Raw genomic sequence first — 16903 nt, forward strand, 5'->3', positions numbered from 1 at the left:
ATAATTATCGACAAGATTTCTCATTTATTTAAACATAATACATTACTCAATAAAAATATTACATTAACTAAACATAAAATTTAAAAGTGTAAACTAATTTAAAAATATTAAGATAATTATAAACGATATATTTTTAATATTAAAAAGTTAAATATAAACTGGCTGAATAAATTAACTAAGATACACAGGTTTCTGATTTAATTATTAAGTCAATACTTTTGGCGACCAAGGGCGAGCATAACAATAAATAAGCGAGCCGAAGACCTTTACTTAATTTATTAAGTAAAGCCTTTGGGCGACCAAGTAGGTAGCATAGCTAGGCGAGCATAGCAATAATGAACAAAGAAATTTTTTTAGACAAAAATGAAAATCCATACAAGCCGTCCAAAAACATCATTAAAGAGCTTGAAAAATTTGATATTGATTCTCTAAGATTCTTTCCTGAGTATAGCCCTCAGCAATTAGATGAAGAAATGTCTAAATATCTTAATGTGGAAAATAATAATATAATTTCTGTTAATGGTATGTATGAAGCTTTCGCCTGTATTATTAACTCTTATGATAAATACAAAATATTTATTCAAGAGCCTTACAGAGATTTATATACAAGAATTTTTCTATATTATAAAATGCATTATGAGGTAATTGAAGCTAGAGAAGATTATAACATTTGTCTTAAAAAACATATAAGAAATAAAAATTCTATAATAATAGCAAGCAACCCTAATGCTGAAACAGGAATGTTCATCAATATAAAAGAAATAGAAGAGTTCCTAAAACATTATGAAGGAATATATGTTATAGATGAATCATATATAAACTTTGCAGGAGAAAGTGCTATAAAATTAATTAATGAATATAAAAATTTAATTATAATAAGATCCATTGCACATTCTCATTCTTTATCTGGACTTAATATTAACTTTATAATATCCAATTCAGAAAATATAGAAAACATGTCAAAATTAAGACAGAAATACGGAATAAATAAAATATCCGAAACTATAACTCTTGCTGCTTTGAGAGATGAAAAAACTTCGTATAATAATATATTCGATATAGTTTTAGAGAGAGAAAGATTGGATACTTTACTAAGCAAAGAAGGTTTTATAGTAGTGCCTTCAAGAGCGAATTTCCTTTTAATAAAACATGTAAATAAAACATCTGATTATATATACGAAGAACTTATAAAAAGAAATATATTCGTAAAAAAATATGATAAAGAAAACATACTAGCTAATTTTCTAAGGGTTACAGTATCAACTCATAAAATAAATAACATGTTTTTGAATGAGCTAAAAGACATCATATATACCTAAATAACTATATTTTGTAAAAAATTATTTTATTATTTGTGGGGACTACCCCCTACCCCCTTAGTTCTTTTATTGGTATAAGGCGAAGCCCGCTTGCGGCGAGAACCATACGAAGTACGCCTACGGCGAAGAACTGCATTTTTAGTATAAATTTGGGGAATATTCTACATTTAATAAATATTTTTTAAATATAAAGTTCTAACAATTGCGTTCTCTAGAATCGTACATGGCGTAGGCTTTTAACTGGGGAAGTGAGTATTTAAAGTTTTAAATATAATTGTGTAATGAGAAGTAATCAGCCGCACGTATAAAGGACATTCGTTAAGAATAAGCAATACCGTGCGGGTTGCCACTACGGCTAGTAGTTGACAAACTTAAAAATTTTTAATATATAATAAATATTATTTAGTTAAAACATTTATAGGATTTCCTTCCAAAAATGCTTTTATATTCTCATAAACTTTATGCATGAGTCTAGTTCTAGCCTCTAAAGTATTGCCTGCAAAATGCGGAGTTATATAACAATTCTTAGCAGTAAGCAAAGGATTATCTTCTGTAGGAGGCTCTTTTGAAAGCACATCTAAAGCGGCACCAGCTATAATATCATTATTCAAAGCATAAGCCAAATCTTTTTCAACTATCACTCCGCCCCTTGAAGTATTGATTAAAAATGCTGTTTTTTTCATCTTTGAAAGCAAATCTATATTAACAATATTTTCTGTTTCTTTATTTAAAGGTGCATTAAGAGATAAAAAATCGGCTCTCTCAAAAAGTTCATCTATACTAGAAGCATTTTCAACATTCTCTTTTTTACTTATTGAATAAACTAAAACTTTCATTCCCATTGCCTTAGCCATTTTTGCAACTTCTTTTCCTATATCTCCAAATCCAAATATACCCATAGTTTTATTTTCTATCTCCATTAAAGGATAAGAACTAAAAGAATAATCTTTGCATTTTATCCAATCGCCATTATGAACCTGATTATTATGTTCAACTATCCTAAAAGAAAGAGATAATACAAAAGCCATCACAAGCTGAGCCACAGACTGCGGGCCGTATCCTCTTACATTAGTAACAGTAATTCCTAATTCTTTAGCAGCTTCAATATCCACAACATTATATCCTGTAGCAAGCATTCCTATATATTTTAAATTTGGAAGCGACTGCATTAACTTTTTATCAATTACAACTTTACTGTTTAATATTCCCCAAGCATCTTTAGCTGCTTCATACACTTTATTATAATCAGTTCTATCATAAACAGTTAAATCAGATATGCTTTCTATTTCTGCCCAAGATATATCTCCCGGATTCAATATAAATCCGTCAAGCACTACTATTTTTGGTTTATTCATATTTAGTTCCTTTTATCATTTTTATGCATAATATATACTAAAAATTTTTAAGTTTGTCAAAATTTAGATTTTTAATTTTATTGTTTGTGGTGGCTTTGCCCCCACCCCCCAGTTCTTTTTGTGACCAAAAGAACCAAAAAGACTGCATTTTTAACCCATATCTTAGGTGTTATCATACATTTAATATATATTCTTAAAATATTAAGGTAGTATGTGCGTTTTCGCGAAGCGTGCCTACGGCAGGCGTGCGGTGGGAAAAGAACAACAAAAAATTTATAAACTTAAAAATTTTCAGTATATATCAATAATATTTTCTATTTTAAAAATTATTTCGTCACCATATTTTATACTTTCAATATAGTAAGGTTTATTGTCTAATATACCAACAAAATTGTCTTTATTTATTTCTATGATTTTACCCACATTCTCTCAGAAATTGTTTCTGTGCTGCCATTATTCTCAACAAAAATTAATTTAACTAAATCATTAACTTTTAAAGAATCAATTTCTTCTTTGGAAGGTATTTCAAAAGTATCAGTATATTCCTTGTTCAATTCAAATGCATTTTCTAAATAATATTCACTCATAATAATGCACCTATATATTGAAATATTATATATATTTTTTATGAATCGCTATTTATTAATTATAAGACTATTATAAAAAAATTGAAACTATTTTAATATTACTTTTGATACTGAAAAATAAAAATTTTTAATTAAAAAAATAAAAAAGACACAGGATATTTTTTATTTACCCTGTGTCCTTATTATTATGGATTATATCTTATGAATTGAATTTACATATAGGCTTTAATTATTCTCCTTTGATTTCTATCTTCTTCTCATATTTAAGCTCTTCTTTCTTTGGAAGTGTTACCATAAGTACGCCGTTATTCAAATTGGCAGCTATATTTTCAACATCAATTCCTTTTGTGCTGATATTAAAGCTTTGCTCATAACTTGAAATAACTTCCTCTCTTGACTCTCCATTTTCTGATTTGAAAGTTTTTTTCCTTTTAGCAGATATGGAAAGTATATTCTCTTTTATTCCTATTTCCAAATCCTCTTTTTTTACGCCCGGCATATCCATTTCTATAATGTAATTTTTATCATCTTCCTCTATTCTGTAATTTGATACTCTATTATGATAATCATTATAAGCATTGTAGCCATTATAATGACCGCAATTTCCTGTTGAATTACATCTATTAGCATTTGAAAAAATTGAATGTAAAGTTGGTACAAATATTCTTCTTGACATATTAAAACTCCTTAATTTATATTAACTTATCTCTTTTTTTAATTTTTAAAAATTTTCCATAAACCTCTATATTTTATAGCCTTCATTTAATTAATAATAATTAACCTATATTGATTTTCTTCTCATATTTTACTTCCTCTTTTTTAGGAAGAACTATTTTTAAAACACCGTCTGTCAAATTAGCTTCAATGTTCTCAACATCTATTCCTTTTGTGCTGATATTAAAGCTTTGTTCATATTTAGAAACAACCACTTCATTATCATTTTCTTTGTTCTCGCTATTTTCTGCTGAAGACTCAATAAGTTTTTGTTTATTAACTCTCTTTCTTTCAGCATATATAGAAAGTACATTTTCTTTTATACCTATTTCTAAATCTTCTTTTCTTACACCCGGCATATCCATTTCTATAGTGTAACTTTTATCATCTTCTTCTATATTGTAATGAGATAATTTTCTAACCTCATCATTGTTATATAAACTGCCGAATGCCTCGTCAAAACTTCTAAAATCATCTAACATAGAATGTAAAGCTGGAAAAAATAATCTTTTAGTCATAATTAAACTCCTTTTTATGTAAACTTTTATATTTCTAAATCTAATCAGCGATTAACTATCATTTGTTTTAACTCTTACCGAGTCATCATCGCTTACACTATTATATATGCAAGAAATATACCAATTATTTTTAAAGTATTGTATATTTATAAAACACTATTAATGGTTGAGACAGTATATATGGTATATAAATTATAAAAGATGTACAATATTAATACATTGAATTTTTATAGTATGTATATCAATTATACGATATAAGGCCTAATCAAAAATAGATGTTCATACTCTATACAATTTAAATAAAAATTGTAAACTCAAATAGTTTTTAAAGTTGACAATTATGATTGTTATGTTATTATTCTCAATTATGGGAAAAAATTTAAAAGAAAATATAATATCAATACTAGAATCAAATAAGGGATTATTCATATCAGGCGAAAAACTAGCAAATGATTTGAATGTAAGTAGGGCTGCCGTTTGGAAAGTTATAAAATCTTTGAAAAATGAAGGTTATGATATTCTTTCTGTATCAAATAAAGGCTATGCTCTATCAAAAGAAACAGATATATTATCATCAAAAATAATAAAAGATAATATGCCTAAATATAGAGATAACTTCAACTTTGTAATATATAAAACTGTAGAATCTACAAATATTGTAGCAAGAGGCATGGCAATGAACGGAGCTGACAGCGGAACCGTAGTAATTGCAGAAGAACAAACAAGCGGATACGGAAGAAATGGAAAATCTTTCTTCTCGCCTTATGGTACAGGAATATATATGAGCATTATACTCAATCTAAAAAAAGAGAAAAAGATTTTTAATAGTTCTTTTATCACTACTGCTGCCGCTATGGCTGTGTCAAAATCTATAGAAGAAATTTCAAATGAAAATACCCAGATTAAATGGGTTAATGATGTATTTATAAATGGTAAAAAAGTATGCGGAATACTCACTGAAGGGGCTTTCAGTTTTGAAGATGGTAAATTAGATTATGCTGTTATAGGAATAGGTATAAATGTTAATTTCCCTAAGAATGGTTTTCCTGAAGAAATTAATAATATAGCTGTTTCAATAAATAAAATGCAAAATAACAAAGATATAAGAAATATTTTAATAGCTAAGATATTAGAAAGAATGTATGAATACTATTTTAATAATGTGGCATTCTATGATGAATACAAAAAACGTTCTTTTTTAATAGGAAAAAAAGTTTCGCTTAATATAGACAATGAAGAGCATATAGTAAAAGTATTGGATATAGATAAAACTTTTGCTCTCGTAGCGGAATTTCAAGACGGTAAAATTGATAGAATAGTTTCAGGAAGTGTAAATCATAGAGTATCATAAATAGGAGGTTATAAATGAGTAACATAGATTTAATTATAAAAAAGAGATATCTTTAGAAGAATTAAAAGAGAAAATAATAAAAGGTTATGATATAACAAAAGAAGAGGCTATAAAATTAGTAGAAGCACCATTAGAAGATTTATGCTCTGTGGCTAATGGAATAAGAAAATATTTCTGCTCTAATATATTTGATATGTGTTCAATAATCAATGCTAAAAGCGGAAAATGCTCAGAAAACTGTAAATTCTGTGCACAGTCATCTCATTATGATACAAAATGCGATGAGTACGATATTCTAGATAAAGAAAAAATATTAGAACAAGGAAAAAGCGATTTTAATAAAGGTGTCTTAAGATATTCTATAGTAACATCAGGAAGAGCTTTATACGGAAAAGAGATCGATGAAGTTTATGATGCTATAGAAACCATTAATAAAGAAACTGAAGGATATGTATGTGCTTCTTTAGGCTTGCTTGATGAGGAAGGATTCAGCAAAATGAAGAATGCAGGACTTAAAAGAGTTCATAATAATTTAGAAGCTTCAAGAAATTTCTTTCCTAAAGTATGCACTACTCATACTTATGATGATAAAATCAATGCTATAAAATCAGCACAAAAAGCAGGAATGGTTGTATGCAGCGGTGGTATTATGGGAATGGGTGAAACTTGGGAAGACAGAATTGATATGGCAATAGAGCTTAGAGAATTAGGAATAATGTCAATACCTGTTAATATGCTTAATCCTATAGCAAGCACTCCTTTTGAAAATATTAAACCTCTTACTGAAGATGATATGAAAAGAATTGTTGCTATATACAGATTCATTAACCCTAGAGCATTCATAAGACTTGCAGGCGGAAGAGGACTTATGAAAGATAAAGGAAGATCATGCTTTTTATCCGGAGCTAATGCCGCTATAACAGGCGATATGCTTACAACTGCAGGCATTTCAATAGAAACAGATAAAAAAATGGTTGAAGAATTAGGATATAAAATACAGTTAAAAGAAGACTAATTTATAATAAAGATTAATTTATTAGGAAATATTTATGGCTAAAGCTATTTTTATAACAGCAACAGGTACTGATATAGGTAAAACTTATGTATCAGGCTTAATTGCAAAACATATGAAAGATAAAGGATTGAATATCGGATACTATAAAGCAGCATTAAGCGGAAGTCTTGATATAACAGACAGCGATGCTTGGTATGTAAAACAGCAGGCCGATTTATTAGATTCTTATGATGAAATGGTGTCATACACTTATAAGCATGCCTATTCCCCTCATTTGGCAGCACAAATTGAGGGGAATCCTCCGGATATAAAGGTTATAAAAAATGCTTATAAAAATATAGATAACAGGCATGATTATATGATAGTAGAAGGAAGCGGCGGTATAATATGCCCTATTCGCTATGATAATAATCAAAAAATATTTTTAGAAGATATCATAAAAGAATTAAATATACCTTCTCTTATAATAGCGGATGCAGGACTTGGAACAATAAATTCTACAGTTTTAACTATAGAATATATGAGAAGTAAAAATCTAAAAGTTAATGGTGTGATATTAAATAGATTTGAAATTGCAAATGAAATGCATGATGATAATAGAAAAATGATAGAGGAGATGACAGGAGTAAAAATTATAGGCGTTGTTATAGACGGTATTTTAAAACTAGATGAAAAAATATAGAAACTCTATTTGAATAGAATAATATTTTTACTTAATATATACATAAAAAAATATACTTTGTCAAAAACAATTTATACTTTTGTTGTTATTCTGGGGCTTTGCCCCCGCTGTGCGTGCCTACGGCAACCCCACTTCTTTTGCGACCGTAGGGAGTGCCTGTGGTATTGCCACATACGAAGTACGCCTACGGCGAGAATCAGGCACAGCCCGCCTCGCGAAGCGTGCCTACGGCAGGAGAAAGGCTATATTGTAGCTTAAATTTAATAGTTTATATACATGTAAAATGAAATTAGTATTATTAGTACTAATTTTATACTTGCACTTTCGCGTAGCGTATCCGAGTTTATCGAGGATATAAGGTTCTTTGACGAAGTCGCTGGAAAATAACAACAAAAAAATTGACAAACTTACAAATTTTTAGTATATGTACTTAATAAAGGACTAGTTATGACATTAGAAGAAAAGGATTTAAAATATATTTGGCATCCTTGCTCGCAGATGAAAGATTATGAGGAGCTTCCTCCAATCATTATAGACAGAGGAAAAGGAATTTATTTATACGATAAAAATGGAAAAGAGTATATTGATATTGTAAGTTCTTGGTGGTGCAATTTACTTGGGCATTGCAATGAAAAAATAAATGCCAATATCAAAGCACAGCTTGACAGATTAGAGCATGTAATATTTGCAAACTTCTCTCATGAAGGAGCTATTAAATTATGCGAAGAGCTTATAAAAATAATTCCTAATGGACTTACTAAATTCAATTTTTCTGATAATGGTTCTTCATCTGTAGAAGCTGCATTAAAAATGGCTTTTCAATATCAGCATCAAATAGGAAATACAAAAAGAACAAGATTCATGTGTTTTACTGATGGTTATCATGGTGAAACTATTGGTGCATTATCCGTTGGAAGTTTGGACTTATATGCAAAAATATACAAGCCAATGTTAATGGACACTATACATATAGAAGCACCTGACTGCTACAGATGTAAATACAATCAAAACAGAGATACTTGCAAATGCGAATGTTTTGAAGATGCTGAAAAAAAGTTTAAAGAATACGGAGAAGAAACTTGTGCCGTTATAGTAGAGCCTTTGCTTCAGGCTAGTGCAGGAATGAGAATATATCCTCCCCTATACTTGAAAAAATTAAGAGAGCTTTGCGATAAATACAATGTAGTTTTTATTGTTGATGAGATAGCTACAAATTTTGGACGCACAGGAAAAATGTTTGCATGCGATCATGCCAATATTACACCCGATATAATGTGTATTTCAAAAGGCTTAACAGGCGGATACATGCCTATGGCAATAACAATAACAACAGACAAAATATACAATGCTTTCTATGCTGACTATAATGAAGGAAAAGCATTCATGCATAGTCATACTTACAGCGGAAATCCTCTTGGCTGTTCTGCTGCTTTGGCTGTACAAAAAGTTTTGAGAGAAGATGATATTATAAATAAGGCACAAGTAAGAGCTAAATATTTAAATAATAAATTAAAAGAAAAATTACTTGATCATAAAAATATAGGAGAGATTAGAAATATAGGGCTTATCAATGCCATGGAATTAGTTACTGATAAAAATACAAAAGAAGGATTTGACTCTAAACTTAGAATGGGTTATCAAATATATAGAAAGGCACTTCAAAGAGGACTTCTATTAAGACCTTTGGGAAATGTAATTTATTTTAATCCGCCTTTAATTATAAATGAAGATGAAATAGATAATGCTGTTGATTTATGTGTATCTTCTATAAATGATATACTGAAATGATTAATTTTATAAATAATAATAAAGTATTATTTATGAGTAAAAAAGCATATATTAAATTCATTACAGTATAAACTTTATTTTATAAACTTAAAATTTATAGTATATACTAAAAAATTTTTAACTTTGTAAACCTATGTCTTTATATAGAATTGTCAACTTTTTCCCGCCGCAAAAAGTTGCAAAAAGTGCAAGTATAAAATTAGTACTAAATAATACTAATTTAGTTTTACATGTAAGATAATTTATTAAATTAAAGCCCAAATGTAGCCTTTTTGCTTCTCGCCACAGGCGGGCTTCGCCTGTGGCAACAAAAGAAGTTGGGGTGTGGGGGCTAGTCCCCACTAATAATAAAAATAAGAAAATAATTTTCGATAAAATATAGTTGTTTAGGTATATACTAAAAATTTTTAACTTTGTCAATTTTTTATTAGTATAGTAATACACCAAAAAATAGAAATATAAAATTAATGCAAAGGAAAAACAAATGTTCAAAAAAATAATTACTGCTGGTTTATTAATGCTGTTAATTGTATTCGTATCTTGTTCAAAAAAAGAAATGAGTAATAATGATATAGTTATAAATCTTGCGCCAGAGCCTTTAACTATGGATCCAACTTTAAACACAGACAATCTCACTATGATATATATTCTTCATGCTTTTGAAGGGCTTACAAAAAAAGATGCCAACAATAAAATAATAGGCGGAGCTGCTGAAAGCTGGGATATTAACAAAGCAGGCAATATCTACACTTTTCATTTGAGAACCAATGCTAAATGGAGCGACGGTAAAGAAGTTAAGGCACAAGACTTTGTTTATACTTGGAGGCGAGCCGTTGATCCAAAAACTGCTAACAAATACAGCTATTATTTTGAAGTGATAAAAAATGCCAAAGAAGTTATAAGCGGCGAAAAAACTATAGAAGAGCTTGGAGTAAGAGCAATAGACGATTATACATTTGAAGTGGAATTAAACAGCCCTACTGCATACTTTTTAGAGCTTGCTGCTTATCCTCCTTTTTATCCCGTTCGAGAAGATATAATAAATGAATATGGAGATGATTGGACTCTAAAGCCTGCAACATATATTGGAAATGGTGCTTTTAAAATGACTGAAAGGAATTTCGATAAAAGCATAATACTAGAAAGAAATACTAACTATTGGAACAATGAAAATATAAAGCCAAACAAATTAACTTTTCTTTTAATGGAAGAGCCTAATACTTCGCTTGCAGGTGTACTTAATAATTCAATTCATTTTGCAAAGCCTTTTCCTAGAAATGATATTGAAAGCCTAAAGCAAAAAGGAATAGTTCATATTGTACCAGTAGCTGCATCATATTATTACAGATTCAATCTAAACAAAGAAGTTTTAAAAAATGAAAAGGTAAGAAAAGCTATATCTTTAGCCATTGACAGAGATTATATAGTAAAATCAATCACAAGGTGCGGAGAGCGTCCGGCAGGAAGTTTAGTTCCTTATGGTATTAATGACATAGATGGAGATTTCAGAACTAAAGCAGGAGAGTATATAATATCTTCCAACTATCAGAAAAACATAGAAGAAGCTAAAAGATTATTATCTCAAGCAGGATACAAAAACGGAAGAAATTTTCCTGTAATTGATTTGCTTATAGCTACAAGAGAGTTTGACATAAATATTGCCGATGCTGTTCAGAGCATGCTTAAAGAGAATTTAAACATTGATGTAAGAATAGTTAAGCATGAATGGGCTTCTTATCTACAAAACATGTATGACAGAAATTTTGATTTAGCTGTTTATCTATGGTATGCCGATTATAATGATCCTATAAACTTTTTAAACATTTTTAAAAGTGATGCTCCAAACAATTACGGCTCATATTCAAACAAGGCATTTGATGATTACATTGACATAGCCTCCACAAACAAAAACAATCAGATAAGAATGCATGCACTTCATTTAGCAGAGAATGTTTTTATGAATGACAATGCTATAGTACCGATATATTTTTATTCTGAGGCACTTTTAGTATCTCATAAATTAAAAAATGTTGAATATGATTCTCAAGGCTTATATAGATTTTTTAATGCGTATTTAGAGTAGTTTTATTTATTTCCAAACGCACGGTAATCGAATTTCTAAATATAATTAAAGTTATATTGATAAATCAACTTAATATTTAAAATTCAGTTTATCGTGCGTTAAATACATTTTAACTTTAATTTAAACTTGGGCGGGTACTAAAATTTCTAAATAAGCTATAAAGATAATAAAAATTAAAAATTCTAAATTAGATAAAAAGGAATAAAGGGCGGGGTTTTAAATATAGTTAAAAAATTATATTATTTCATATCAACTTTTCTCGGACTTCTTCAAAGCTGCAAAAGCACGCATTACTTTTTAACAAATTTATATTAAAATATTTTTATAGTTTTATAAGTTTTATTTTCTTATTAATAAAAAAATAATGAAAGTTATTATAAAAAATAAATATCAGTATATAAATAATATTTTAAATTTTACTTACACTTGCCCACCCTCTAGGCTTTTTAAAATGATCAGTAATTTTTGTATTGTTTTTCTTTTTTACTTTTAACTGTTATTTTAACACCCACCCTAAATGTTAATTAAATTTTTTGTGCCTATTAACGCACGATTAACTTTTTTATAAATTTAGATTAATGTTATAATATAATTCTATTATGTTTATAATCTTCTCTGCGTGCGAGTATAAAAGCAACTGATATTTAATAAGCTATATTTTTTAATTTACTCATCAATTCAAAATTTCTTTTATAGCATTCTTTATATATTTGATAATATTCAAAGTAAATTTTAACGTTCTCATTAATAGGAGTTACAGGCTTGTCATTGTAAGTTATAATATTTTTTATAGCCTCTTCATAGCTTGAATACTCTTTATCAGCAACAGCCGAAGTTATAGCCGCCCCCAATGCTGCCTGCTCCTTAGTCTTTGAAACATAAATCTCCATATTTAAAATATCAGCCTGAATCTGAAGCCATACATCACTATAAGAACCTCCTCCAGAAGCTATTAATCTATTGCATTTAATATTTAAATCATCAGTTAAAATCATAAAGCAGTCTTTTAAAGAATATACAACTCCCTCCATAACAGCCCTTAAAATATGATATCTATCATGATTTAAAGTCAATCCCAAAAACATAGCAGAAGCATCACTGTTCATATGAGGAGTTCTCTCGCCAGCTAAATAAGGAAGAAATATTATTCCATCACTTCCAGATTTTATATCTTTTACTTTTGAATCTATATTCTTAAAAGTTTCATCAGTATTGCAAAAATTATTCCTAGCCCATTTTAAAGCAAGCCCAGAAGATAAAGCAGCACCCAAATAATACCAAGTATTAGGAAATAAAAAATTGAAAGTATGAGAAGCCATATTCTTTTTATCATAAATAGGCTTATCTATAGGCATTAAAATTTGTCCTCCTGTCCCTATAGTTATGGATGCAGTGTTTGTATTTATTATGCCGTTACCTATAGCCTGCATAACTTGATCAGCTCCGCCATATGAAACCTGAATACCTATTTCTAATCCAGTTTCTTTACTTGCATTCTCTGTAATTGATCCTGATATCTCATAAGGATAAAAAATATCAGGAAAAATGTTTCTATCTAAATTGAGTTCTTTTATTATATAATCAGACCAAAAAGAATTATCACTGTCAAAAACCCCCGTAGCAGCAGCATCAGTTATATCGGAAGCAATTATACCAGTCAATTTATATCTTATATAGTCTTTATGAAGAATTACTTTATAAATCTTTTCATAAATATGAGGCTCATTGTTTTTTATCCAAAGCAAAGAAGGAAGTAAAAATCCTGCAGCTATAGGGCTATGATTGATTTGCATTATTTTGTCTAAACCTATTTTTTTATTTATATAATTAAGCTCTTTAACGCTTCTTGAATCACACCATAATATAGCTTTTCTCAAAGCATTTCCGTTTTTATCTAATGGCACAAGCCCATGCATTTGCCCTGAAAAACTTATCCCTGAAATTTTATAATTTGAATCTATTTTTCTTAATTGATTTAAAGAATCTTTTATAGTAAATATAGTGCTTTCCCACCATACATTAACATCCTGCTCAGCAAAATTATAGTAAGGCTTATCAAAATCATAATCTTTTTGAGATAATGCTGATATTTTGCCATTTGATGTCATTATTAAACTCTTTACAGATGAAGTTCCTAAATCTATACCAATATAATAATTCATGATACTCTCCTATTATTTAATATAATATATTAAAATAAGTTTATTAAAAGAAGTATTTTTTAATTGATTTTTTCATAAAAGTATTATAATAAAAAGTTGTGTAATTGTTTACATAATTATTTTTAAATAAAACGAGGTGTTATATGGAGTTAAAAGACTATATAAGAAATATTCAAGATTATCCTAAACAAGGCATACTTTTTAGAGATATTACCACATTACTTCAAAATAAAGATGCATTCAAATATGCAATAGATAAAATGGCTGAACAAATAAGCAGTGAAAAAATAGATTATATAGTCGGAGCAGAAAGCAGAGGTTTTTTAGTAGGTTCAGCATTAGCTTATAAACTAAACTGCGGATTTATTCCTGTAAGAAAAAAAGGAAAACTACCTTACAAGACTATTTCAGAAGAATATGCTTTAGAGTACGGCACAGATACTTTATATATGCATGAAGATGCTATTAAAAAAGGAGAGAGAGTTTTAATAGTAGATGATTTAATTGCTACAGGCGGAACTGCACTTGCTATGATAAAAATGGTTGAAAAATTAGAGGGTATAGTTGTAGGCTCTTCTTTCTTAATAGAGTTAAAAGAGTTAAACGGAAGAAAAGAAATAGAAAAATATCCTGTTCATGTTCTTATAGAGTATTAAAGAATATTACTATTTAATCAGTTATTGACTTTTAACATTTTTTATTATAGAATATAGCAAAAATTATTAAAAAAATTATCGAAATAAATACATTTTAAGGAGATATAAAATATGTCATCTATTAAACCATTAGCAGATAGAGTTCTTTTAAAAGTATTAGAACAAGAAGAAAAAACTTCAAGCGGAATACTTCTTCCAGATACAGCTAAAGAAAAAACTCAGAAAGCAGAAGTTATAGAAGTAGGAGACAGCGAAGATATAAAAGTAAAAAAAGGCGATATAGTTATATATGATAAATATGCTGGTATTCAAATAAAAGAAGGCGATACTGAATATTTAATAGTAAAAAATGAAGAGATAGTTGCTCTTATAAAATAATTAATAGCTATACAAATAAAAAATAAAAGAACACTAATCTTTAAAAAAAGATGGTGTTCTTTTTTACTAATTAGGGTTTTTGGCAGTTTATATTATTGTTAATAAAACTTTTTCGTATCATAAAGAATTAATAAGGTTAAATAATATAACAAATTATATTATTTAATTTTATTAATTTGTTCGATAATTAAATCATTAATTTCATTTCTTTAATCAGGAGATTTTTATAAATGCTAAAATATTTCATAATATTTCTTGCAATATTAAATATAGTATATGCTCAAGATAACACCACTAACAAAGATCCTGAATACAAATTCACTTACGAAAAAGAAAACAATTTTACAATATATAAAGAATCAGATGAAACTAATGAATCAAATACTACAAATACCCAAAATGAAATATCTATAATGCTTGAAAGAAGAGGCTTTCCTCTTGTTAATAGATTGGTAAGATTCACATCATTACACCCTGATATGTTTGATTTTGAAATAGATGAAAATCAAAAAGAAGAAATACTTTTAAAAGAAATTGATGAAAATGAAGAAACTGCATTAAACACTAATGAATCAGTTAATATGTATACAAATATATATGTAGTTCCTACAGATGAAAATGGAATAGCAAAGGCTAAACTGAATTTAAAAAATCCCGGAAATGGCGTTGTACTTATGCATATACTTTATGTAGGCTCTACAGGAAATACTAATATATCCTATGAAGAATATGCTTATGTGAATATAGAAGAAAAAAAGGAAAATCGTATATCTTCAAAACTATTAATTGGAGATAGCGATGATGTAAATATTAAAAGTTCCATATTAATAACATCAACTTTATTTCCGTCTTTATTTTTGGTATCTATAGCATTAATATTTATAAGCTACTTTAAACATATATATGAAGAATATAGAAACAGTAAATCAAAAATTATAATATATACTTTCTTTGGATTTGCATCTATCAAAAAGAATTTTGCTCTAATGATATTCATAATATTGACAGAGTTATTAATAGTAGCTTGTTTTCTGCTTTTAGACAGTTATATATTCTCTGTTATACTTATAGCATTCTTTATAGCAGGCTTCCTAATGAAAAGAGAAAAAATATATGCTATAGCCTTTTTTATACTAGCTTGTATTTCTACAATATACCTTTATCTCGAAACATTTTCCACTCATATTGCTACAGAATATATAGTCAACAATGCTGTTATGGGAAATCCTGTATTTGTCTTCTTTTTCTTTTTAATATTTACGGCATTAGCAGGAGGAATATATATACCTATATGTGTATTAATATTATATCAAACTGTATTTGTTATGAGTGATACATCTTTAATAACAGCTTTAATTGGAATATTTGTATCTTCTATATTCTATATTGTAAAAGTAAAAAAAGATATTCCTTTCCTATACAGACTTAATTTATTGAAAATAAAAGATAATAATAGGTAGTATATGGTTTTTGATTTATTAAGAGATTTAGAATTGCTTTTATCCGATATAGTTTTCAGCGGCATAAACAATATAGATTACAGCACTATAGACAAAATAGAAGTTTTAGCAAAAAGGTTTGAAAAAATTTCTATGGAAAATATAAAAAATTTATTAATAGAATTTACAGATTCATTAAAAAAATATAAAACAGATGAAGATAAAAGAACAAATATTAAAGAAGTATCAGACAATATTTCTAAAATAGAATTTTATATAAGAAATGCTTTATCTTATGAATAAAATTACTTTATCTTTTTATATATCTTTCCATTTCTCTATCTAAAGTCTTTCTTTTTAGAGTTTCTCTTTTATCATGAAGTTTCTTACCTTTTGCCAAAGCTAATTCAACTTTCACTTTTCCTCTAGCAAAATATAATTTAACAGGAATTAAAGTAAGCCCTTGTTCTTTGATTTTTCCTTGAAGTCTTTTTAATTCTCTTTTTTTCATCAAAAGCTTTCTTTCTCTTAAAGGTTCATGATTATTTCTATTTCCAAAATGATAAGGCGATATATGCATATTGACTATAAAAAGCTCTCCATTTTTTTTAAAAGAAGCATAGCTGTCAGACATATTAACACTTCTCTCCCTAAGAGATTTTACTTCTGTTCCAAGCAAAACTATACCTGCCTCAAATTTTTCTACAAGCTCATAATTAAAGAGAGCCTTTTTATTTTTTACTATTTCACCAGAAGAAATAGTGTTGCTACCTGATTTTTTATCCTTTTTACTAGCCATAATATATTACCATAATATTTAAGTATATAGATTATACTTAAAATAAATCAATTTGTC

The 16903-nt window shown here is 28.0% G+C and carries 15 protein-coding genes and 1 pseudogene; 10 read left to right on the forward strand and 6 right to left on the reverse strand.

Annotated features, from left to right (window positions below; genetic code table 11):
• Positions 1-335 precede the first annotated feature (335 nt).
• Complete coding sequence (locus BINT_RS12965) at positions 336-1319, forward strand: aminotransferase class I/II-fold pyridoxal phosphate-dependent enzyme (RefSeq protein WP_014489021.1); 984 nt, start codon at positions 336-338, stop codon at positions 1317-1319.
• A gap of 398 nt (positions 1320-1717) precedes the next feature.
• Here BINT_RS12965 and BINT_RS12970 read toward each other — a convergent pair whose 3' ends face one another.
• The 4 genes from BINT_RS12970 to BINT_RS12985 all read right to left on the reverse strand — a co-directional run bounded on the left by BINT_RS12970 (position 1718) and on the right by BINT_RS12985 (position 4493).
• Positions 1718-2674, reverse strand: coding sequence for a D-2-hydroxyacid dehydrogenase (locus tag BINT_RS12970; protein WP_014489022.1), 957 nt, complete (start codon positions 2672-2674; stop codon positions 1718-1720).
• 407 nt (positions 2675-3081) lie between these two features.
• Positions 3082-3261 (reverse strand): hypothetical protein, encoded by a 180-nt coding sequence (locus tag BINT_RS15260; RefSeq protein ID WP_014489024.1) that lies wholly within the window; start codon positions 3259-3261, stop codon positions 3082-3084.
• Positions 3262-3490: 229 nt separating this feature from the next.
• Complete coding sequence (locus BINT_RS12980) at positions 3491-3937, reverse strand: Hsp20/alpha crystallin family protein (RefSeq protein ID WP_014489025.1); 447 nt, start codon at positions 3935-3937, stop codon at positions 3491-3493.
• Between the two features lie 100 nt (positions 3938-4037).
• Complete coding sequence (locus tag BINT_RS12985; protein ID WP_041177489.1) at positions 4038-4493, reverse strand: Hsp20/alpha crystallin family protein; 456 nt, start codon at positions 4491-4493, stop codon at positions 4038-4040.
• Positions 4494-4860: 367 nt separating this feature from the next.
• Between BINT_RS12985 and BINT_RS12990 the strand changes: the two genes are divergently transcribed.
• From BINT_RS12990 to BINT_RS13010, 5 genes and pseudogenes are all read left to right on the forward strand, one after another.
• The gene (locus tag BINT_RS12990; RefSeq protein ID WP_014489027.1) at positions 4861-5844 is read left to right on the forward strand and encodes a biotin--[acetyl-CoA-carboxylase] ligase; all 984 of its coding nucleotides are present in this window, start codon (positions 4861-4863) and stop codon (positions 5842-5844) included.
• Positions 5845-5858: 14 nt separating this feature from the next.
• Positions 5859-6859 (forward strand): annotated as a pseudogene (bioB, locus tag BINT_RS12995) (biotin synthase BioB).
• A 34-nt stretch (positions 6860-6893) separates the two neighbouring features.
• Positions 6894-7541 carry a dethiobiotin synthase gene (bioD, locus tag BINT_RS13000; RefSeq protein WP_014489029.1) on the forward strand — a complete coding sequence of 216 codons (648 nt, stop codon included), beginning with the start codon at positions 6894-6896 and terminating at the stop codon, positions 7539-7541.
• Between the two features lie 447 nt (positions 7542-7988).
• Positions 7989-9329 (forward strand): adenosylmethionine--8-amino-7-oxononanoate transaminase, encoded by a 1341-nt coding sequence (gene bioA, locus BINT_RS13005; protein WP_014489030.1) that lies wholly within the window; start codon positions 7989-7991, stop codon positions 9327-9329.
• Positions 9330-9813: 484 nt separating this feature from the next.
• A complete protein-coding gene (locus BINT_RS13010; RefSeq protein ID WP_041177491.1) occupies positions 9814-11412 on the forward strand; it encodes a peptide ABC transporter substrate-binding protein in 1599 nt (532 codons plus the stop codon).
• A gap of 644 nt (positions 11413-12056) precedes the next feature.
• Here BINT_RS13010 and xylB read toward each other — a convergent pair.
• Positions 12057-13574, reverse strand: a complete 1518-nt coding sequence (gene xylB, locus BINT_RS13015) for a xylulokinase (protein ID WP_014489033.1) — start codon at positions 13572-13574, stop codon at positions 12057-12059.
• A 143-nt stretch (positions 13575-13717) separates the two neighbouring features.
• On the opposite strand from xylB, the gene BINT_RS13020 reads away from it, so the two are divergent.
• From BINT_RS13020 to BINT_RS13035, 4 genes are all read left to right on the forward strand, one after another.
• On the forward strand, positions 13718-14230 hold the full coding sequence (locus BINT_RS13020; RefSeq protein WP_014489034.1) for an adenine phosphoribosyltransferase: 513 nt from the start codon (positions 13718-13720) through the stop codon (positions 14228-14230).
• Positions 14231-14341: 111 nt separating this feature from the next.
• Positions 14342-14608, forward strand: coding sequence for a co-chaperone GroES (locus BINT_RS13025; RefSeq protein ID WP_008722116.1), 267 nt, complete (start codon positions 14342-14344; stop codon positions 14606-14608).
• Between the two features lie 230 nt (positions 14609-14838).
• Entirely contained in the window at positions 14839-16068 is a 1230-nt protein-coding gene (locus BINT_RS13030) for a hypothetical protein (RefSeq protein ID WP_014489035.1), read from the forward strand.
• Between the two features lie 3 nt (positions 16069-16071).
• On the forward strand, positions 16072-16350 hold the full coding sequence (locus BINT_RS13035) for a hypothetical protein (protein WP_014489036.1): 279 nt from the start codon (positions 16072-16074) through the stop codon (positions 16348-16350).
• Positions 16351-16357: 7 nt separating this feature from the next.
• Here the strand turns inward: BINT_RS13035 and smpB are convergent, their stop codons facing one another.
• Positions 16358-16846, reverse strand: a complete 489-nt coding sequence (gene smpB / locus BINT_RS13040; RefSeq protein ID WP_014489037.1) for an SsrA-binding protein SmpB — start codon at positions 16844-16846, stop codon at positions 16358-16360.
• Between the last annotated feature and the right edge of the window lie 57 nt (positions 16847-16903).

Source organism: Brachyspira intermedia PWS/A (genome assembly GCF_000223215.1).
Classification (GTDB): domain Bacteria; phylum Spirochaetota; class Brachyspiria; order Brachyspirales; family Brachyspiraceae; genus Brachyspira; species Brachyspira intermedia.